Annotated in this window: 13 protein-coding genes; 8 read left to right on the forward strand and 5 right to left on the reverse strand. The window is 63.7% G+C overall.

Going from position 1 to position 20,874, the window contains the following annotated elements; all coding sequences use genetic code 11:
- Nucleotides 1–531: 531 nt before the first annotated feature.
- From QPK31_RS04030 to glp, 3 genes are all read left to right on the forward strand, one after another.
- Nucleotides 532–3,696 carry an Rne/Rng family ribonuclease gene (locus tag QPK31_RS04030; RefSeq protein WP_290421663.1) on the forward strand — a complete coding sequence of 1,055 codons (3,165 nt, stop codon included), beginning with the start codon at nt 532–534 and terminating at the stop codon, nt 3,694–3,696.
- Nucleotides 3,697–3,820: 124 nt separating this feature from the next.
- Nucleotides 3,821–4,930, forward strand: coding sequence for a GTP 3',8-cyclase MoaA (moaA, locus tag QPK31_RS04035; RefSeq protein ID WP_290421664.1), 1,110 nt, complete (start codon nt 3,821–3,823; stop codon nt 4,928–4,930).
- A 4-nt stretch (nt 4,931–4,934) separates the two neighbouring features.
- The gene (gene glp, locus QPK31_RS04040; protein ID WP_290421665.1) at nt 4,935–6,812 is read left to right on the forward strand and encodes a gephyrin-like molybdotransferase Glp; all 1,878 of its coding nucleotides are present in this window, start codon (nt 4,935–4,937) and stop codon (nt 6,810–6,812) included.
- An 86-nt stretch (nt 6,813–6,898) separates the two neighbouring features.
- Here glp and QPK31_RS04045 read toward each other — a convergent pair whose 3' ends face one another.
- The 5 genes from QPK31_RS04045 to QPK31_RS04065 form a co-directional block, all read right to left on the reverse strand.
- A complete protein-coding gene (locus QPK31_RS04045; RefSeq protein WP_290421666.1) occupies nt 6,899–7,438 on the reverse strand; it encodes a transposase in 540 nt (179 codons plus the stop codon).
- A gap of 153 nt (nt 7,439–7,591) precedes the next feature.
- Nucleotides 7,592–8,923 carry a DNA recombination protein RmuC gene (locus QPK31_RS04050; protein ID WP_290421667.1) on the reverse strand — a complete coding sequence of 444 codons (1,332 nt, stop codon included), beginning with the start codon at nt 8,921–8,923 and terminating at the stop codon, nt 7,592–7,594.
- Nucleotide 8,924: 1 nt separating this feature from the next.
- Nucleotides 8,925–9,314, reverse strand: a complete 390-nt coding sequence (locus QPK31_RS04055) for a group II truncated hemoglobin (protein ID WP_290421668.1) — start codon at nt 9,312–9,314, stop codon at nt 8,925–8,927.
- A gap of 198 nt (nt 9,315–9,512) precedes the next feature.
- Nucleotides 9,513–12,044 carry an FtsX-like permease family protein gene (locus QPK31_RS04060; protein WP_290421669.1) on the reverse strand — a complete coding sequence of 844 codons (2,532 nt, stop codon included), beginning with the start codon at nt 12,042–12,044 and terminating at the stop codon, nt 9,513–9,515.
- A 14-nt stretch (nt 12,045–12,058) separates the two neighbouring features.
- Nucleotides 12,059–13,093 carry an adenosine deaminase gene (locus QPK31_RS04065; protein ID WP_290421670.1) on the reverse strand — a complete coding sequence of 345 codons (1,035 nt, stop codon included), beginning with the start codon at nt 13,091–13,093 and terminating at the stop codon, nt 12,059–12,061.
- Nucleotides 13,094–13,658: 565 nt separating this feature from the next.
- Here QPK31_RS04065 and QPK31_RS04070 point away from each other — a divergent pair.
- From QPK31_RS04070 to QPK31_RS04090, 5 genes are all read left to right on the forward strand, one after another.
- Nucleotides 13,659–15,581 (forward strand): PrkA family serine protein kinase, encoded by a 1,923-nt coding sequence (locus QPK31_RS04070; protein WP_290421671.1) that lies wholly within the window; start codon nt 13,659–13,661, stop codon nt 15,579–15,581.
- Nucleotides 15,582–15,794: 213 nt separating this feature from the next.
- On the forward strand, nt 15,795–17,066 hold the full coding sequence (locus QPK31_RS04075; protein ID WP_290421672.1) for a YeaH/YhbH family protein: 1,272 nt from the start codon (nt 15,795–15,797) through the stop codon (nt 17,064–17,066).
- 24 nt (nt 17,067–17,090) lie between these two features.
- Nucleotides 17,091–18,617, forward strand: coding sequence for a SpoVR family protein (locus tag QPK31_RS04080; protein WP_290421673.1), 1,527 nt, complete (start codon nt 17,091–17,093; stop codon nt 18,615–18,617).
- A 549-nt stretch (nt 18,618–19,166) separates the two neighbouring features.
- A complete protein-coding gene (locus tag QPK31_RS04085; RefSeq protein WP_290421859.1) occupies nt 19,167–19,832 on the forward strand; it encodes an energy transducer TonB in 666 nt (221 codons plus the stop codon).
- An 83-nt stretch (nt 19,833–19,915) separates the two neighbouring features.
- On the forward strand, nt 19,916–20,854 hold the full coding sequence (locus QPK31_RS04090; RefSeq protein WP_290421674.1) for a MotA/TolQ/ExbB proton channel family protein: 939 nt from the start codon (nt 19,916–19,918) through the stop codon (nt 20,852–20,854).
- Nucleotides 20,855–20,874 lie beyond the last annotated feature (20 nt).

The following is a 20,874-nucleotide window of genomic DNA, read 5'->3' on the forward strand; positions in this document are numbered from 1 at the left end:
GGAAAAAACGTGTACGCACATTCCTGCGTGGATCAGGGTTGCACCGCAGTTGTAATCGGATCACGCGCAGGAGTGCCGGATTGGATTGTTTGGAACTGTAAGGATAAGTACCGGCAAGCCTGTTGTTAAGCGGGCTCGCCGGTTGATGGTGTCGATAACGCTTGTCGTTCGCCCGACCCGATGTAAGCCTCATCCGTAAGGCTGGAGAAGAAGGCTGATTTTATCGCCTGTAGATCGTAGTCTTGGTATGTAAGCTGGCACGGTTTGGCTGGTTGTTGCGCGCACCGCCTGGCTGACTCTGTTGCGCCGCTCCTGAAGCGGCCCGGGTACAGCTACAGTTGCGGCGTGCCCTCGGCATGACGATCGACCCCATTCGCGCCCTGTGGCGGCAGCGACGCCTGTTGCGTTGCCGGCCCCCACGCCCGGGCATACACCCCCTCCTCCAGCTCTCCCCTCCCGCGTATGTCCCTGTACTTTGGCCGCCCTGGCAAGGCGGCCTGGCACGGCCCACGGGCCGCGGAGTTTATAAAAATGAAACGTATGTTGTTTAACGCTACGCAGCAAGAGGAGCTGCGCGTAGCGATCGTCGATGGCCAGAAACTGATCGACATCGATATCGAAACGGCCGGACGCGAACAGCGCAAGTCGAATATCTACAAGGGTGTCATCACCCGCATCGAACCCTCCCTCGAAGCCTGCTTCGTTTCCTACGGCGAAGACCGCCACGGCTTCCTCCCCTTCAAAGAAGTTGCCCGCACTTATTTCCGTGACGGCGTCGACGTGCGTAACTGCTCGATCAAGGAAGCCCTGCGCGAAGGCCAGGAAATCATGGTCCAGGTCGAGAAAGAGGAACGCGGCAACAAAGGCGCCGCCCTCACCTCCTTCATCTCGCTGGCCGGCCGCTACCTGGTGCTGATGCCGAACAACCCGCGCGGCGGCGGCGTGTCGCGCCGTGTGGAAGGTGAAGAGCGCCAGGAACTGCGCGAAACCATGGACAAGCTCGACCTGCCAACCGGCATGTCGGTGATTGCCCGCACCGCCGGCATCGGCCGCAACGTCGAAGAACTGCAGTGGGACCTGAACTACCTGATGCAGCTGTGGCGCGCCATCGAAGGCGCCGGCAAATCGGCCGCCGGTCCTTTCCTGATCTATCAAGAGTCGTCGCTGGTCATCCGCGCGATCCGCGATTATTTCCAGCCTGACATCGGCGAAGTCCTGATCGACACCGACGAGATCTACGACCAGGCCCAGCAGTTCATGAGCCACGTGATGCCCGACATGGCGCACCGCGTGAAGCGCTACAGCGACGACGTGCCGCTGTTCTCGCGTTTCCAGATCGAACACCAGATCGAAACCGCCTACGCGCGCACCGTGCCGCTGCCATCGGGCGGCGCGATCGTCATCGACCACACCGAAGCCCTGGTCTCCATCGACGTCAACTCGGCGCGCGCCACGCGCGGCTCGGACATCGAGACCACCGCCTTCAACACCAACTGCGAAGCGGCCGATGAGGTTGCCCGCCAGCTGCGCCTGCGCGACCTGGGCGGCTTGATCGTCATCGACTTCATCGACATGGAAGTGGCGAAGAACCAGCGCGAAGTCGAGCAGCGCCTGAAGGATGCGCTGCACCACGACCGCGCTCGCGTGCAGATGGGCAAGATTTCCCGGTTCGGCCTGATGGAACTGTCGCGCCAGCGCCTGCGTCCTTCGCTGTCGGAAGGCTCGCACGTGACTTGCCCGCGCTGCTCGGGCACCGGCCACATCCGCGATACCGAATCCTCGGCCCTGCAAGTCCTGCGCATCATCCAGGAAGAGGCCATGAAGGAAAACTCGGCCACCATCCACGTCCAGGTGCCGGTCGACGTCGCGGCGTTCCTGCTGAACGAGAAGCGCGGCGAAGTCCTGAAGATCGAGAACCGCCACCGCATCACCGTGATCCTGGTGCCGAACAAGCACCTCGACACCCCGCACTACAAGCTCGAGCGCATCAAGCACGACGATCCGCGCCTGGAAGACGCCGCCGCCAGCTACACCCTGGCCGAGACCGCCGAAACCGACATGGCCTACAGCAAGCGCCAGAAGGAAGAAGCCAAGCCGCGCCAGGAAGCCGTGGTCAAGAGCATCACCCCGGCCCAGCCGGCCCCGGTGGTCGACCGCAGCGAGCCTGTAAAACCTGCCAAGCCGGTCGAACCGCCGGTCGTGGCCGCACCTGTTGCCCCGGCCCCGGTCGGCTTCATGGCCAAGCTGAAGAGCTTCTTCTTCGGCGCACCGGAACCTGTCGCCCCGCCGCCGGCGCCGGTCGAGCCGGTCAAGCCTGCCGCTCCTGCCCAGTCGGAACGCAACGGCGACCGCAATGGCCGTGGCCCGCGTGCCCGCAATGGCCGCAACGGCAAGCCCGGCCGCGAACGTGATGAACGCGACCTGAGCGCCAAGCCTGGCGTCGACGAGACCGCCAAGGCCGAACGCGAAGAAAAAGCGCCGCGCCCACCGCGTCCGCCGCGTGAAGCCCGCGAACCGCGCGCACCGCGTGAGCCGCGCGAGCAGCTCGATACGGCCCAGGCCGCCGCCGCAGGTACGACTGCGGCTCCACGCGCCGAGCGTGGCGAACGCCAGGAACGCGCCGAACGCGGCGAGCGCCAGGAACGCGCACCGCGCCAGCCGCGCGAGCGTGGCGAACGCAGCCAGCCGGTGGAAACCAAGGCCGAGGAACTGAACGCGGTCGAGGCGATCCCGACGCCGGTGAGCGAACTGTCGACCACCACGCCGCACGGCGACCAGCTCGATCACGCGGTGAAAGCCGTGGTCTCGACCGGCCCTAACGGCGAGGAACTCGATGCCGAAGGCGGCGACGAGCCGCGCCGCCGCCGCCGCCGCGGTGGCCGCAACCGCAACCGCCGCGACCGCGACCAGGCCGAAGGCATGGAAGCGGGCGAACACGGCGAGCACGACGGCACCCCGGCATTCACCCCGGTTGCCGACGAAGAAGCCGCCAAGGTGCAAGCCGCCGCTGCCGCCGAGAAATCGGGCCGCAAGCCGCGTGCACCGAAGCAGGACAAACAGGCGCCATGGCCCTTCCCGACCGCTGCTTCGGTAGCGGCCGCCCAGGCCAAGGCTGCGGCGAAAGCCGCGCCGGCTGCCGCTGCTCCTGCTTCTGCCGCTGCTCCTGCCGCTGCTTCGGCTGAGGCCGCCGCACCTGCGGTGCAGGCGCCGACCGCCGACGCCTGGTTCTTCCCGACCGCGGCATCGATGGCGCCACGCCAGGCGCAGCCGGCTGTCGAGCCAGTTGCACCGGCGACCGAGCCTGTTGCCATTGCCGATGTACCCGTGGTGGCTGCACCTTTGGCCGCACCAGCTGTTGCACCGGTTGCCGAACCTGCTGCTGCCCCGGCCGCTCCTGCCCCGGCTGTCGCTGAACCGGCACCAGTTGCCGCGCCGGTTGCCGCGCCGCTGAAAGCCGAGCCGGCACCGGCCCAGGCCGCGGTTGCACCTGCACCTGCACCTGCAGCCGCGTCGGGCAATCTCGACGAGATGCTCGGCAGCGCCGGCCTGACCCTGGCTGCGACCGATCCTGCCAAGCTGCGTGCAGCCCAGGAAGCCGCTGCCGCGGCAGCCGCCCCGGTCCGCCTCGGCCGTGCCCGCAAGCCGGTCGTGGCGCCGGTCGACGAGCCGCTGATCCAGGTCGATACGCGCCAATAAGCCTTTGCTTCATTGCAAGGCATGAAAGGGAAGCCTCCGGGCTTCCCTTTTTCATTGACGCCCCCATCTATGCCTGATCCGGCGCCTCTCCTGTGCGCTTTCCCCCCGCATGCTATCGTATCGCATGGCTGAAAAAATCATCGTGCTGAACGACCTGCGCTCGCCCGCGCTGTCCGTTCCCGCAACTCCCGAACACCCCACCGGCCAGCTGGCCGATGCCCTTGCGCGTCCACTGCACGACCTGCGCATCTCCGTGACCGACCGCTGCAATTTCCGTTGCGTGTATTGCATGCCGAAGGAAGTCTTCGGCAAGGACTACCCCTACCTGCCGCACGGCGATTTGCTGTCGTTCGAGGAAATCACGCGGGTAGCGCGCATCTTCATCGCCCACGGCGTCGAAAAGATCCGCCTCACCGGCGGCGAACCGCTGCTGCGCAAGAACCTGGAACACCTGGTGGCGATGCTGCGTGCCCTGCCCACCGTCTCCGGCCGTCCGCTCGACCTGACGCTCACCACCAACGGCTCGATCCTGGCGCGCAAGGCGCAAGCCCTGAAAGATGCCGGCCTGGATCGCGTGACGGTGTCGCTCGACGCCCTCGACGACGCCGTCTTCAAGCGCATGAACGACGTCGACTTCGCCGTGGCCGACGTGCTGAAGGGGATCGAAGCCGCGCATGCCGTGGGACTCGGTCCGATCAAGGTCAACATGGTGGTCAAGCGCGGCAGCAACGACGACCAGATCGTGCCGATGGCGCGCCACTTCAAGGGCTCGCCCGTGATCCTGCGCTTCATCGAATACATGGACGTCGGCGCCTCGAACGGCTGGAACATGGACGAAGTGGTGCCCTCAGGCGAAGTGGTGCAGCGCATCGGCGCCGAGCTGCCGCTGGCGCCTTTGGGCGCCAACTACAGCGGCGAAACCGCGGCGCGCTGGCGCTACCTCGATGGCGGCGGCGAAATCGGCGTCATCTCCTCGGTGACCGGCGCCTTCTGCAAGGATTGCAGCCGCATGCGCCTGTCGACGGAAGGCAAGCTCTACACCTGCCTGTTCGCCACCCGCGGCCACGATCTGCGCGCCCTGCTGCGTGCCGGGCATGACGACCTCGCCATCTCCGGCGCCGTCGCGCGCCTGTGGCGCGGGCGCGACGACCGCTATTCCGAAACACGCACCATCAACACCGACGGCCTGCAACGCGGCGCACGACGCGTCGAAATGTCCTACATCGGCGGTTAAAAAAATGAACAAGAAAGCATCGATCAGCGGGTTGATCCTCGCGGGCGGACGCGGCTCGCGCATGGGCCACGTCGACAAGGGCCTGCAAGCCTTCCGTGGTACGACCATGGCGGCCCACGTGCTGGCGCGCCTGGCGCCGCAGGTGGCAAGCGTCGCCATCAACGCCAACCAGAACCTCGACACCTATGCCGCCTTCGGCATGCCGGTGTGGCAAGACGACCTGGCCGGCTTTGCCGGGCCATTGGCCGGCCTGGAGACCGGACTGCGGCGCTGCCAGACGCCGTATCTGCTGACCGCGCCCTGCGATTCGCCCTTCCTGCCTCTGGACCTGGCCGAGCGCCTGCTGGCCGCGCTGGAAGAACAGGACGCCGATCTCGCCTTTGCCGCCACCGGGGAGCCGGGCATGCGGGTGCAGGCGCATCCGGTGTTCTGCCTGGTGAAGACGGCGCTGCTGCCGGTCTTGTCGTCCTACCTGGCAGAAGGCGGTCGGCGCATGGATGGCTGGTACAAGGACGTGAAGGCGGTCGAGGTGCTGTTCGAGGATGTGGATGCTTTCCGCAACATCAACACGCTCGACGAGCTGCACAGCCTGGACACGAGCCGGCCACCGCGCCTGGCCGACGTGACGGGCTGTTTATCGGCCTACGATCCCGAGGCGCTGCCGGTGCGCGACGCCCAGCGCATCATCCGCGAATTCGTGCAGCCGGTCGCCGCCGTCGAGCAGGTGGCCTTGCGCGCCGCCCTCGGCCGCGTGCTGGCGCGCGACATCGTCTCGCCGATCAACGTGCCGGCGCACGACAACTCGGCGATGGACGGCTATGCGCTGCGCGGCGGCGACCTGGCGCCGGACGGCGACACGCACCTGAAGGTGGTCGGCACCGTATATGCCGGGAGGCCTTCCGAGGCGGCGCCGGGACCGGGCGAATGCGTGCGCATCATGACCGGCGGCGTCATGCCCGAGGGGTGCGACAGCGTGGTGCCGCAGGAATTCGTGGCGCAGGAAAGTGCGGATGCGATCGTGCTCGGCGCCGGCACCATCCGTGCCGGCGACAACCGCCGCTTCGCCGGCGAGGATTTGAAAGCCGGCAGCGCGGCGCTAAAAGCCGGCAAGATCATCCGCCCGGCCGACCTGGGCCTGGTCGCCTCGCTCGGCATTGCCGAAGTGCCCGTCGTGCGGCGCCTGCGCGTGGCCTTCTTCTCGACCGGCGACGAACTGCGCTCGATCGGCCAGGCGCTCGACACCGGCAGCGTCTACGACAGCAACCGCTACACCATCTACGGCATGCTGCAGCGCCTGGGCTGCGAGATCGTCGACATGGGCATCGTGCGCGACGACCCGGCCGCGCTGGAAGCGGCCCTGCGTACGGCCTGCGAGAATGCGGATGCGATCATCACTTCGGGCGGCGTCTCGGTGGGCGCGGCCGACTACACGCGCCAGATCATGGCGCGCCTGGGCGACGTCACCTTCTGGAAGATCGGCATGCGGCCGGGGCGTCCGCTGGCGTTCGGCCGCATCGGCTCGAACGGGCGCAGCGCCTTCCTGTTCGGCCTGCCGGGCAATCCGGTGGCGGTGATGGTGTCGTTCTACTTCTTCGCGCGCGAAGCCCTGTTGCGCATGATGGGCGCCGAGGCGCCGCTGCCGCTGCTGCGTGCGCGCTCGGCAGGCGCGATCCGCAAGAAACCCGGCCGCACCGAATACCAGCGCGGCATCCTGACGCACGGCGAGGACGGCATGCCGCAGGTGCGTATCACCGGCTCGCAAGGCTCGGGCATCTTGCGCTCGATGTCGGAGGCGAACTGCATGGTGGTGCTGCATGATGAGCAGGGCAATGTCGGCGCCGGTGACATGGTCGACGTAATGCTATTTGAAGGCTTGCTATAACGATTAACGTTGATACACGTAGGGTGGGCGCCCTGTGCCCACGCGTTATGTATGCGGACCGGCTCCCCGTCCTACGGCCTTCCACCTTACTCAATCCACATCGCTTCCACCTGCCGCGTCCCACCCCAATCCGCTGGATACACCCCATTTTTCACATACCGATGAAACGTCGAATACGGCCAATCCGCCACATTCGCCACGTGCCCATGCTTCACGGGATTGAAATGAATGTAATCCATGTGCCGCTCAAAATCGCGGTCATCGCGAATTTCGTGCTCATGGAAGCGCCGTTGCCAGATCGAAGCGTCGCGATGCTTGATGCGCGATGGAGTTCGCGCGCCGGTTGACACTGTGGAGACTAGTGCAAACCGGGACACGGAACTCTTGATGATGGACCAGCGGGTCGAATAGTCCGTGTCGCCGTCAGGCAGGGTCCAGATGCAGTGCAAGTGATCAGGCATCAGCACCCAGGCATCGATCTCGAACGGCCGTGATTGGCGGACGTCTTCAATCGCCCGGCGCAAGGCCGAGCGAATGGGTGGGAGACAAAGGATCGGGCGCCGGTGATAAGACACCAGCGTGAAGAAATAGGTGGTGCCGGTGCGGGCGCGGCGGTAACGGGACATGGTGGCGCGCATTGTAGAGGACGCGTTAAAGCCGTTCGATACGATGGTGAATGATGAATGAGGCGCGTCAATACCGATTTCCGCGTGGGCACGGGGCGCCCACCCTACGATGTCATCCTGATTGGCTAAAATACCGTATTAGGTACGCGACGCTCAGTCGTCGCGCTCCGCGTTGTCCGGCCCCAGCATCAGTTGCGCCGCTTCGCTCGGCAAGGCCTCCACCGACTTCAGCTTGCGCGCCATCTGGCGGCTGCGCACTTCGGCGCTTTCGATGTTCTTCGCGGCCTTTTCCAGCGTGGCCTTGGTGGCGGCCAGCACGTCGCCGAACTTGGCGAATTCGGTCTTCACCGCGCCCAGCACCTGCCACACTTCCGACGAGCGTTTTTCCAGCGCCAGGGTGCGGAAGCCCATCTGCAGGCTGTTCAGCAAGGCGGTCAGGGTCGACGGGCCGGCAATCGTCACGCGCAGGGAGCGCTGCAGCTCGTCCGCCAGGCCCGGACGGCGCATCACTTCCGCATACAAGCCTTCGGTCGGCAGGAACAGGATGGCGAAGTCGGTGGTCTGCGGCGGCGAGACGTACTTGTCGCAGATGGTCTTGGCTTCATTGCGCACCGCGCGTTCGAGTTCGGCGCCGAAGCGCGCCACGCCGTCGGCGTCGGCCCGGTCCTGGGCTTCCAGCAGGCGTTCGTACTGCTCCTTCGGGAACTTGGCGTCGATCGGCAGCCACAGTGGCGCGCCGCCATCGACCACGCCCGGCAGCTTGATCGCGAATTCCACGCGCGCGTTCGAACCGAGCACGGTCTCGACGTTCTTGGCGTACTGGTCGACGGTGAGTACCTGCTCGAGCAGCATCTCCAGCTGGACTTCGCCCCAGGTGCCGCGCGTCTTCACGTTGGTCAGCACGCGCTTCAAATCGCCCACGCCGATGGCCAGCTGCTGCATTTCGCCCAGGCCCTGGTGCACCTTTTCCAGACGTTCGGAGACATGGCGGAAGGATTCGGTCAGGCGCGTTTCCAGCGTCGTGTGCAGCTTTTCGTCGACGGTCTGGCGCATTTCTTCCAGGCGCTTGGCATTGTCCAGTTGCAGGTCGCGGATCTTGGTTTCCAGGGTCGCGCGCACTTCCAGCATGCGCTGGGCATTCGATTCGGTGAGGTTGGCCAGGGTCTGCTGCAGGGTGTCGGCGAAACGTTTCAGGGCGCGCGCCTGCTCCTCGCGTCCGCCGGCCGCATGCAGCTGCATCTGCTGGCGCATGCTGTCGAGCTGCTGGACGGTGGCCGCCTGGTGCTGGGCCATGTGGCCGGCCAATTCCTGGCGCGTGGCCTGGGCGCTGTGCTGGAGTTCTAGGCGCAGTTCGCGCTCGACGCGTTCGAACTGCTGGCCGCTGCCTTCCGCGCTGCCGCCGCGTGCGCGCAGCAGCACCAGCACCTGGAGCACGATCACGACCAGCGCCGCCGCCAGCAGCGCCGCGAATTGAAGGGTGCTCATCTCAGTCGGCCTTGTTGCGCATCCAGTCGGCGGTCTGGTAGAAGGACGTCATCAGGCGCAGGCGCAAGTCGTCGTCCATGCCGATGTCTTCCATCGCCCAGGCCATGGCGCGCAGCCACTGGTCACGCTCGCTCGTGCCGATAGCGAACGGCAGGTGGCGTGCGCGCAGGCGCGGGTGGCCATATTGTTCGATGAAGAGGTCGGGGCCGCCCATCCAGCCGGACAGGAACATGAACAGCTTCTCGCGCGAGCTGTCGTTGGGTTTCGGGTGCAGCGCGTGGATGCCGGCGAATTCCGGTTCCAGTTCCATCAGGTCGTAGAAGCGGTCGACCAGTTCGCGCAAGCGGCTTTCGCCGCCGATGATTTCGTACAGGGTTTGGTTCTCGGACATACCGTGATGATAGCGCGTCGGCGCCGCGCCGTGGGATGCATACGTGCGTAAAACTGGAACCATCGCAATGGAATGCATACGTGCGTTGAACGCGTGGGCACGGGGCGCCCACCCTACCTATCCACGCGTAAACGTATGTGTGATGACGTAGGGTGGGCGCGCCGTGCCCACGCGTAAAGCGCGCATATCGTCAGCGGATCACGCCTCCCGCAGCGTCTGCAACGGCGGTTGCCGCAACACGCTGCGCAGTCCCAGCCAGCCGCCGACCAGCGCGCATGCCGCACCGACCGCGATCCCTGCCAGCCACACACCCGGCTCGAACGCCCACTCGAACTTGAACTGGTAAGTGGCCAGCCCCCAGCCCAGCGCCGCCGCCCCGGTCGCGGCCAGCAGCCCCGCCAGCCCACCGACCAGCACGAACTCGATGCGCTGCGCCGTCGCCAACTGCTTGCGCGTGGCGCCGAGCGCCCGCAGCAGCCCCGCTTCGCGCGTGCGCTCGGACTGCGATCCCATCAGCGCCGCATACAGCACCAGCACGCCCGAGGCCAGCGTGAACAGGAACAGGAACTCCACCGCCGTCACGACCTGGTCGACCACTTCCTGGATCTGGCGGATGATGCCGCTGACGTCGATCACGGTCAGGTTCGGATAGGCGCGCGCCAGCGTGCTGGCGAGGTTCGCCCCACGCTCGGGCAGGTGGAAGGCCGTCATGTAGGTGGCCGGCGCATTCGCCATCGCCTGCGGGTTGATGATGACGAAGAAGTTGGCGCGCATCGAGCCCCATTCGAGTTTGCGCAAACTGGTGACCTTGGCGTCGACCACCGTGCCGGCCATGTCGAAGCGCATCACGTCGCCCAGCTTCAGGCCCAGGGTCTTGGCGATGCCCTGCTCCACCGAGGCTTCGGACACACCCGGCGCATCGCGATACCAGCTGCCGGCCACGATGTCGTTGCCCTCGGGTGCATCGGCCATCGTCGACAGATTGAATTCGCGGTTCGCCAGGCGGCGCGCGTCGTCGCTGGTGTAGGTGCCGGCGGTGATGGCGTTGCCGTTCACCGCGGTGAGCCGGCCGCGGATCATCGGATACAGCACCGGCTGCTGCACGCCCGCCTGCGCGATGCGCTCCGCCACATCGTCCTTCTGGTCGGGCAGCACGTTGATGATGAAGCGGTTCGGCGCGTTTTCCGGCGTCGAGCGCTGCCAGGCCGCGACCAGGTCGCCGCGCACCACGGTCAGCAGCAGCAGCGCCATCAGGCCCAGCGCCAGCGACACCACCTGCACCACGGTGGCGCCGGGACGGCGCTGCAGCGAGGTCACGGCGAAGCGCCAGCTCTGGTTCTGGAAGGCCCCGCGCAGGCGCCGCAGCAGGCGCAGGCCGAGCCAGGCAACCAGCGCAAAGAAGGCGAAGCCGGCCAGGAAGCCGCCCGCCGTGATCAGGGCCAGTTTCGGGTCGCCCGCCTGCCACAGCAGCAGCGCGACGAACACGCCGGTGCCGAGGCCATAGGTGGCCAGCGCCATCGGTTGCGGCGCGGCCTGCTCGCGCCGGATCACGCGGTTGTGCGGCACATTGCGAAGTTGCAGAACCGGCGGCAGTGCGAAGCCGACCAGCAGCAGCATGCCGGTAGCGATGCCCTGCAACGCGGGCAGCAGGGACACCGGCGGCAGATCGGCCGGCAGCAGGCTGCCGATCAGTTCCAGCAGCACGAAGTGGGCGGCGAAGCCGACCGCCACGCCGACCAGGCTGCCCGCCAGGCCGACCAGGGCGAACTCGATCAGGTACATGGCGCCGACCCCGTTCTGGGTCATGCCGAGGCAGCGCAGCATGGCGCAGGCGTCGAGGTGGCGTTGCATGAAGCGGCGCGCGGCCATTGCCACGGCCACCGCCGCCAGCATCGCCGACAGCAGGCCGACCAGCGACAGGAAGCGGTCGGCGCGGTCGAGCGTGGCCTGCATTTCGGGGCGGCCGTTTTCCAGCGATTCGACGCGCACGCCCTTCACGTTGTCGGCCTTGATGCGCGCGCGGACCCAGGTGTCGTAGTCGCGCACGCGCGCCAGGTCGTTTTTGGATGGCGCCGCCACCTGCATGCGGTAGGTCACGCGCGCGAAGTTGTCGACCAGCTTGGTCGCTGGCAGGTCGGAGAGATTCAGCATCACGCGCGGCGCGAAGTTGGCGAACGAGGCGCCGCGGTCCGGCTCGGCCGCGAGCAATTGGGCGATGGTGAAACGGCTGTCGCCCAGCTGCAGCGCGTCGCCGACCTTCACGCCGAGGGCGGGCAGCAGATTGGCGTCGACCCAGACCGTGCCGGGCGCCGGCACGTCGCGCGTGCGCTGGCCGATGGCGGTGCTGGCGTCATCCGGATTGGTGGTGATTTTGAGCTCGCCGCGCAGCGGATAGCCGGCGGAGACGGCCTTGATCGAGGCCAGCTGGGCCTGCGACTCCTCGCCCTCCCCGCCTTGCGCCATGCTCGGGAAGGTGACGGTGTCGGCCAGCAGCAGGCCGCGCCGCTGCGCCTCGGCGCGCCAGGCCGGTGCGACCGGCTGGTCGGCATTCACCAGCAGGTCGGCGCCGAGCAGCTGGTTGGCATCGCGCGCCAGGCCGGCGCGCATGCGGTCGATGAAGAAGCCGACGGATGCCAGCGCGGCGACGGCGACGATCAGCGCCACCAGCAGGAAACGCAGTTCGCCCGCGCGCCAGTCGCGTGCGGTCATGCGGAGGGACTGGATCAGCACGGGCGCTCCTTGCTTTAAGTTGGGTTGACGACCGTCTCGGCCGCCGCGTGTTCGAAATAGGCATCGACTTCGGCGAGGAAGGCGCGCTTCTGTTCCGGCGCGAGGAAGGCGGCGGCGAAGCTGTTGCGCGCCAGCTGGCGTGCATGCGAGACATCCAGCGGCAGCGCATCGAAGGCGGCGATGAAGTTCTCGTTCATGTAGCCGCCGAAATAAGCCGGGTCGTCGGAGTTGATGGTGACGGCCAGGCCCTTGTCCAGCAGGCTGCGCAGGTTGTGCGCGGCCATCACGTCGAACACGCGCAGCTTGATGTTCGAGAGCGGGCAGACGGTCAGCGCCATCCCTTCGCGCACCAGGCGCTCGACCAGGGCCGGGCTTTCCAGGCAGCGCACGCCGTGGTCGACACGTTCGACCTTCAACACGTCGAGCGCACTCTCGATATAGGCCGGCGGCCCCTCCTCGCCCGCATGCGCCACCAGGCGCAGGCCGAGCCCGCGCGCCCGTTCGAACACGCGCGCGAACTTTTCCGGCGGGTGCCCGACTTCCGAGGAATCCAGGCCGACGCCGATGAATTTGTCGCGGAAGGGCAGCGCTTCGTCGAGGGTGGCCAGCGCTTCTTCTTCCGACAGGTGGCGCAGGAAGCACATGATCAGCGCGGCGCTGATCGGGCCTTCCTGGCAGGCGCGCCAGATGCCGTTGATGACGGTCTCGAAGGGCACGCCGCGTGCGGTATGGGTTTGCGGATCGAAGAAGATCTCGGCGTGCCGCACGTTGTCGGCGGCGGCCCTGGTCAAATAGGCCGCGGTCATGTCGTAGAAGTCCTGTTCGGTGAGCAGGACACTGGCGCCGGCGTAATAAATATCGAGGAAGGATTGGAGGTCGCTGAAAGCGTAGGCCTGGCGCAACGCCTCGACCGATGGATAAGGCAGCGATACACCGTTTCTTTGCGCCAACGCAAAGATCAGTTCGGGCTCCAGCGAGCCCTCGATATGGATGTGCAACTCAGCTTTCGGCATCTGTTGTAGGGTGGTGCGCAGTTGCTCGGTCAGCATGATTTTCTCCAGCTAAAGGCTGTATGGTAGGGCAAGACCGGCCAGTGTAACCGATGCCGCCGCCGCCCTGTTTTCATTGGATAAAGGGGTTGGAAACAGTATGCAGGATGCGTGCGCCACCGGTTGCCCGTATCGTGCACTATCGATTGCAGGCTTTCGACAACTCATCAGTTTGCATCGCGAAAACAGGGCGGAACACACCTCTGGCGGGGTTCGTCCGCAGCATTTTTCGCCCTTCCTTCTGCTGCCTGAAAAACCTTGTTTTCTCTTCATAATCAGGCACTTGTTGCTGATATGGTCGCGCACACGATACCGCTTTGACTTCGAGAACGGATAGGCACATAATAAATTTCAGCAATACAAGAAGACCCTCCAGCACAAGGTAAACGCCGGTCACAAGCCGGTCAGAACAAGAAGTATTCGCCTGAGACGCCGCCCCTGCGGCGCTACCCAGGGCGCCCGCTCATAACAAGGAAGTACGCCAAGAAAAAAACGGGACTTGGCAGTCGGCATCGTTCCGACTGTCGTGACAGTGATCGTCGTTAGCAAACTAAAGGACATGCACATGACCATTTTTGACAACTACGCAGCCCGTTACGAGCGTACCCGGGAAGAAGAATATTCCCTGTCGGAGTACCTTGCCCTGTGCAAGAAAGACCCGCTGACCTACGCCAGCGCGCCCGAGCGCATGCTCGCCGCGATCGGCGAACCGCAGCTGGTAGATACCCGGCTCGATCCGCGGCTGTCGCGCATCTTCGCCAACAAGGTCATCAAGATCTATCCCGCCTTTAAGGAGTTCTACGGGATGGAGGAAGTCATCGAGCAAGTGGTTTCCTACTTCCGCCATGCGGCGCAAGGCCTGGAAGAGCGCAAGCAGATCCTCTACCTGCTGGGTCCGGTCGGCGGCGGCAAGTCGTCGATCGCGGAAAAACTCAAGCACCTGATGGAACAGGTGCCCTTCTATGCGATCAAGGGTTCGCCCGTGAACGAGTCGCCGCTGGGCCTGTTCAACGAAGAAGAAGACGGCGTCATCCTCGAAGAAGACTACGGCATCCCGCGCCGCTACCTGCGCGCCATCCCCAGCCCCTGGGCCGTGAAACGCCTGCACGAATTCGGCGGCGACATCAACAAGTTCCGCGTCGTCAAACGCTATCCGTCGATCCTGAAACAGGTGGCGATTTCCAAGACCGAACCGGGCGACGAAAACAACCAGGATATCTCTTCGCTGGTCGGCAAGGTCGATATCCGGAAACTGGAAGATTATTCGCAGGACGATCCGGATGCCTACAGCTATTCCGGCGGCCTGTGCCTGGCGAACCAGGGCCTGATGGAATTCGTCGAGATGTTCAAGGCGCCGATCAAGGTGCTGCATCCGCTGCTGACCGCCACCCAGGAGGGCAACTACAAGGGCACCGAAGGCTTCGGCGCGATTCCCTTCGAAGGCATCATCCTGGCCCACTCGAACGAATCCGAGTGGAAAACCTTCCGCAACAACCGCAACAACGAGGCTTTCCTCGACCGTATCTATATCGTGAAGGTGCCGTATTGCCTGCGCGTGTCGGACGAAATCAAGATCTACGACAAGCTCATTCGCAATTCCTCGCTCGAGCGGGCACCGTGCGCGCCGGGGACGTTGCGCATGATGGCGCAGTTCGCGATCCTGTCGCGCCTGAAGGACCCCGAGAATTCCAGCGTGTATTCGAAGATGCTGGTCTACGACGGCGAGAACCTGAAAGACACCGATCCGAAAGCCAAGTCGCTGCACGAATACGTCGACTATGCCGGCGTGGACGAAGGCATGAATGGCTTGTCGACGCGCTTCGCCTTCAAGATCCTGTCGAAAGTCTTCAACTTCGATAACACCGAAGTGGCGGCCAATCCGGTGCACCTGCTGTACGTGCTCGAGCAGCAGATCGAACGCGAGCAATTCCCGCCCGAAATGGAGCAGCGCTACCACTCGTATATCAAGGAGCACCTGGCGCAGCGCTATGTCGACTTTATCGGCAAGGAAATCCAGACCGCCTACCTGGAAAGCTATTCCGAATACGGCCAGAACATCTTCGACCGTTACGTGACCTTTGCCGACTTCTGGATCCAGGACCAGGAATTCCGCGATCCGGACACCGGCGAAAGTTTCGACCGCGAGTCGCTGAACGCCGAGCTGGAGAAAATCGAAAAGCCGGCCGGCATTTCGAACCCCAAGGATTTCCGCAACGAGATCGTCAACTTCGGCTTGCGCGCACGTGCCACCAACGGCGGCAAGAACCCGGCCTGGACCAGCTACGAGAAGTTCCGCACCGTCATCGAGAAAAAAATGTTCTCGAATACGGAGGAACTTTTGCCGGTTATTTCGTTCAATGCCAAGGCCAGCGCCGAGGACGCGACCAAGCACGCCGACTTCGTGGCGCGCATGGTCGAAAAGGGTTATACGGCCAAGCAGGTGCGCCTGCTGTGCGAATGGTATCTGCGCGTGCGGAAATCCTCGTGATGGCATGACGGAACGGGCGCCCGCCTCTGGCGCCTGTTTCGTGAAGGAAGGTCGAGGCGCTGCCGGCAAGCATTGTCACGTCCGTATGCGCATTTTTGACGACCCTGCCAGCCGTGCGCACCCCTCATGCGCACGGGGAGGATTAAGATAGGGGTGCCGCGCAGGCCTTGACACGGCTGCCGGCCCGCCCCGAATTTCAGCAGGAGGCATGTTTTGACTTACCTCATCGACCGACGCTTGCAGGGCAAGAACAAGTCCGCCGTCAACCGCGAACGCTTCCTGCGCCGCTACAAGGCGCAAATCAAGGATGCGGTCGGGCGCGCCATCAAGGGCCGCTCGATCACCGATATCGAGAACGGCGAAAAGGTCTCGATCCCGGTCAAGGACGTCAACGAACCCCATTTCGGCCACGCCCACGGCGGCGTGTGGGAAACCGTCAACCCCGGCAACACCGAATACCAGAAAGGCGACCAGTTCAACCGCCCGCGCAGCGGCGGAGGCGGCTCGGGGCGCGGACGCGCCGGCAACAGCGACCAGACCGTCGAGGACGATTTCATTTTCGAACTCTCGCGCGAAGAGTTCATGAACTACTTCTTCGAGGATCTTGAACTGCCGAACATGGTCAAGACGCAATTGACCCAGACGGTAGACTTCAAGACCCAGCGCGCCGGCTACAACGTGTCGGGCACGCCCTCGAATATCCACGTGCTGCGCTCGCTGCGCGGCGCGCTTGGCCGGCGCATCGCCGTCGGCGGCCCGAGCCGGCGCGAACTCGATCGCGCCAAGGCGGAACTGCAAGCGCTGCACGAGCAGGAAGTGAGCGAAGACGATCCGCGCGTGATCGAACTGCGGCGCCAGATCCACCACTACCACACCCGCATCAACGCGATTCCCTTCATCGACCCCTTCGACCTGCGCTACAGCAACCGCATCAAGGTACCGAAACCCAGCACCCAGGCCGTGATGTTCTGCATCATGGACGTCTCGGGTTCGATGGACGAAACGCGCAAGGACACGGCCAAGCGCTTCTTCATCCTGCTCTACCTGTTCCTGAAGCGCGTCTACGAGCACATCGACGTCGTCTTCATCCGCCACCACACGGCCGCGGCCGAAGTCGACGAGGACGAATTCTTCCACTCGCGCGAGTCCGGCGGCACCGTGGTGTCCTCGGCCCTGCACCTGCTGCAGAAGGTGATCGGCGAGCGCTACGGCACGTCCGACTGGAATACCTACGTGGCCCAGGCATCGGACGGCGACAACTGGGACAACGATTCCGTGCTGTGCAAGCAACTGCTGACGGACGGCATCATGCCGAAGGTCCAGTACTACACCTATGTCGAAATCACTGACGGCCCGCCCCAGAATTTGTGGGAGCAATATACCGAGGTCGCGGCCCACCATGCCAATTTCGCCATGCAGAAGATCGTGACGCCGGCCGATATCTATCCGGTCTTCCGCGAACTGTTCAAGAAGCAGCCGAAGTGAGCACTACTATATAGAAGGCACCCCATGCCAGACGATCGCACCAAGAATCCGCGCGCCCTGCCCGAACAGTCGGAGTGGACCTTCGACCTGATCGAACAGGCGCACGAAGAAATCCGCCGGGTCGCGCAGCAGTTCGGCCTCGACACCTACCCGAACCAGCTCGAGATCATCACCGCCGAGCAGATGATGGATGCCTACACTTCGGTCGGCATGCCGGTCTCGTACAACCACTGGTCCTTCGGCAAGCATTTCCTGACAACCGAAAAAAGCTACAAACGCGGCCAGATGGGCCTGGCCTACGAAATCGTCATCAACTCGAATCCCTGCATCGCCTACCTGATGGAGGAAAACAGCCTGACCATGCAGGCGCTGGTGATCGCCCACGCCGCCTATGGCCACAACTCCTTCTTCAAGGGCAATTACCTGTTCCGCACCTGGACCGACGCCGAGGCGATCGTCGACTACATGGTGTTTGCCAAGAACTACATCGCCGAGTGCGAGCAGCGCTACGGCATCGATGCGGTAGAGGACCTGCTCGATTCCTGCCACGCGATCCAGAACTACGGTGTCGACCGTTATAAACGGCCGGCGAAACTGTCGGTGGCCCAGGAAGCGGCGCGCCAGAAAGAGCGCGAGGAGTATGCCCAGTCGCAGGTGAACGCCCTCTGGCGCACGGTGCCGCGGCGCGAGGAAGAAGAACGCAACGCCCCGCCGCCGCGCTTTCCGCTCGAACCCGAGGAAAACCTGCTCTACTTCATCGAGAAATACGCGCCGCTGCTCGAACCCTGGCAGCGCGAACTGGTGCGCATCACGCGCAAGATCTCGCAATACTTCTATCCGCAGCGCCAGACCCAGGTCATGAACGAGGGCTGGGCCACCTTCTGGCACTACACGATTTTGCAGCAACTATATAAAGAGGGGATCGTCGGCGACGGCTTCATGCTCGAATTCCTGCAAAGCCATACCAACGTGGTCTACCAGCCGCCCGCCACCAGTCCCTATTACTCAGGCATCAATCCCTACGCCCTGGGCTTCGCGATGATGAGCGACATCCGCCGCATCTGCGAGAACCCGACCGACGAAGACCGCAGCTGGTTCCCGGACATCGCCGGCAGCGACTGGCGCAAGACCCTGGACTTTGCGATGCGCAACTTCAAGGACGAAAGCTTCATCGCCCAGTACCTGTCGCCCAAGCTGATCCGCGACTTCCACTTCTTCGCCGTGCTCGACGACGACCGCAGCGACAAGCTGACCATCTCCGCCATCCACGACGAGGCCGGCTACCGCTACGTGCGCCAGCAATTGGCCGAACAATACAATATCGGCACCCGCGAGCCGAACATCCAGGTCTGGCAAGTGAACACCCGCGACGACCGCGCCCTGACCCTGCGCCATACCCAGTTCCAGCGGCGCCCGCTGAACGGCCAGGCCCAGGAAGTGCTGAAGCACGTGGCCCGGCTCTGGGGTTTCGACGTGCGCCTGGAAACGGTGGACAGCAACGGCCACGTGGTCAGCTTCCTCGATTGCCGGCGCGAAAAGCGCAGCCGCTGACATTCGGCGGCGGAACCGATAACAAATCTTTAAAAAAAGGCAGGTTTCACTCAAGAACGTGCCTTTTAGCAACTCTTATTCTGAGCCATATCAAGAATTTGTTTCGCCATCACCCAGCCTCATCTCCACGCCCCGCGCACTCCATTGCTGTGTTACCTAACGCACGCCCCATTTTGGTGAAACTGGCTATAGTTTGCAAAAAGCTCAGCATTGCACTATATGATATTTGCTAGGTGGCAAATTCGGCGTGCATAATTTGGCAAAAGTGCTGGTCTTTCCACATGTTCTACAGTTGGTACGATAACAACGTGTAATGTTGTAATTTTTTCTAGTGTTTGACTGCGCTTTTTTGCACAGCGGGAGTGCATCCGGATGAGCTGTATTGCTTGTTTTTACAGGCATTTACGTGCGTTTCGGGGCCTCAAAAATACCTGTGCAAAAAAGAATTCGTAGGTATAATTCGCCGATGTCCCGGATGCGGCCTTGTCTTTTCGTCGTGTTTTGTGGGTTTAGTAGCAACAAAAAGAGTTGGTATTGGAGAAAGCAGGCATGAATTTTTCACATGATAAGGAACCGGGGAAGAATCTAACTGGTATCACCATTGTGGTCCTGTTGCACGTCCTGGTCGCCTGGGGGATCATCAATGGTCTCGGTACGAAGGTGATCACGAAGGTGCAGGAAGCAGTGGAAACCAAGCTGATCGAAGAGGTGAAGCCGCCTCCTCCACCGGAAACCCCGCCGCCGCCGCCGCCGCCGGAAATGAAGGCCCCGCCGCCTCCATTCATCCCGCCGGTCGAGGTCCAGGTGCAGCAACCGCCGCCGCCGCAGAACACGATCGTGGCAGCGACGAATACGCCGCCGCCGACGACCAACCTGGCGCCACCGGCACCACCGGCACCGCCGGCCGCTCCTCCGGGTCCGGCACCAGGTCCGGTCAGCAGCCCGGCAGTCGCAGACTTCAGCAGCTGCGCCAAGCCAGAGTATCCGAAGTCGGCAGCACGTAACGAAGAAGAAGGTACGACCACGCTTTCGTTCCTGATCGGTGTGGATGGCCGCGCAATCGACTCCAAGGTCACGAAATCGAGCGGTTCGCGTGATCTGGACAGGGCCGCTCAGGCAGCCATCGGCAAGTGCCGCTTCAAACCGGCCGTCGTCAACGGTCAGCCTACGCAGGCATGGGCTCCAGTTCAGTACGTCTGGTCGCTGGACCAATAAACCGAGACAGCTCACCGTCTCACATTATGATTTTCGTTGTCATCTGATCAGCGAACTGTCTATTTTATATTTCTGGAGGAAGCATGTTTAAGAATACCCGTTTGTCCGCTGTTCTGGCGGCTGTCCTGTTCTCGGTTACGGCGGCATCGGCCCTGGTCTCGGCACCGGCCTTCGCTGACGCACCGGCTGCAGGCGCAGAAGCCCCAGCGGCAACCGCCCCGGCAACCGACGCAGCTGCCGCTCCGGCCGCTGACGCCGCAGCCGCTCCTGCAGGCGACGCAGCCGCTCCGGCCGCCGCCGCCGGCGAAAAAGAAGAAGTCCACAACCCGTACGGCTTCCAGGCCATGTGGGAAGAAGGCGACTTCGTCAACAAGGGCACCATCATCATCCTGTCGCTGATGTCGATGGGCTCGTGGTACATCATCATCACCAAGCTGATCGACCAGTCGAAGATCATGCGCCAGTCGAAGGAAACTTCGCAGAAGTTCTGGAAAGCCAACTCGATCGCTGCCGGTTCGGCCGCGCTGAAAGAAGGTTCGCCATTCCGCTTCATCGCTGAAACCGGCACCAAGGCAACCCAGCACCACGACGGCGCCCTGCTCGAGCAGATCGACCTGTCGACCTGGGTGACCATGCAGATCCAGCGCGCAGTGGACCGCGTCCAGTCGCGTCTGCAAGACGGCCTGTCGTTCCTGGCAACCGTCGGTTCGACCTCGCCGTTCATCGGTCTGTTCGGTACCGTCTGGGGCATCTACAACGCGCTGACCAACATCGGTATGTCGGGTAACGCGTCGATCGACAAGGTTGCAGGTCCTGTGGGTGAAGCACTGATCATGACCGCCTTCGGTCTGTTCGTTGCAGTTCCTGCCGTTCTGGGCTACAACTGGCTGGTCCGCCGCAACAAGTCGGCAATGGAAGACATCCGTTCGTTCAGCGCCGACGTGCACTCGGTCCTGATCTCGGGCGCGATGAACACCTCGGAAGCCGCACGCGCTGCTGCGTCGGCCAAGAAGATCGGCTAATACCGGTCCGTCTAACAAGA

It is taken from the genome of Massilia sp. YIM B02769, from assembly GCF_030411995.1.
Taxonomy (GTDB): Bacteria; Pseudomonadota; Gammaproteobacteria; order Burkholderiales; family Burkholderiaceae_D; genus Telluria.

What these genes read in the sequence shown, in the direction of transcription:
- QPK31_RS04085 (WP_290421859.1), top strand. Translation starts at nt 19,167, where the DNA reads ATGAATTTTTCACATGATAAGGAACCGGGGAAGAATCTAACTGGTATC.
- QPK31_RS04080 (WP_290421673.1), top strand. Translation starts at nt 17,091, where the DNA reads ATGCCAGACGATCGCACCAAGAATCCGCGCGCCCTGCCCGAACAGTCG.
- QPK31_RS04050 (WP_290421667.1), bottom strand. Translation starts at nt 8,923, where the DNA reads ATGAGCACCCTTCAATTCGCGGCGCTGCTGGCGGCGGCGCTGGTCGTG.
- QPK31_RS04030 (WP_290421663.1), top strand. Translation starts at nt 532, where the DNA reads ATGAAACGTATGTTGTTTAACGCTACGCAGCAAGAGGAGCTGCGCGTA.
- QPK31_RS04045 (WP_290421666.1), bottom strand. Translation starts at nt 7,438, where the DNA reads ATGTCCCGTTACCGCCGCGCCCGCACCGGCACCACCTATTTCTTCACG.
- QPK31_RS04090 (WP_290421674.1), top strand. Translation starts at nt 19,916, where the DNA reads ATGTTTAAGAATACCCGTTTGTCCGCTGTTCTGGCGGCTGTCCTGTTC.
- glp (WP_290421665.1), top strand. Translation starts at nt 4,935, where the DNA reads ATGAACAAGAAAGCATCGATCAGCGGGTTGATCCTCGCGGGCGGACGC.
- QPK31_RS04065 (WP_290421670.1), bottom strand. Translation starts at nt 13,093, where the DNA reads ATGCTGACCGAGCAACTGCGCACCACCCTACAACAGATGCCGAAAGCT.
- QPK31_RS04055 (WP_290421668.1), bottom strand. Translation starts at nt 9,314, where the DNA reads ATGTCCGAGAACCAAACCCTGTACGAAATCATCGGCGGCGAAAGCCGC.
- QPK31_RS04070 (WP_290421671.1), top strand. Translation starts at nt 13,659, where the DNA reads ATGACCATTTTTGACAACTACGCAGCCCGTTACGAGCGTACCCGGGAA.
- moaA (WP_290421664.1), top strand. Translation starts at nt 3,821, where the DNA reads ATGGCTGAAAAAATCATCGTGCTGAACGACCTGCGCTCGCCCGCGCTG.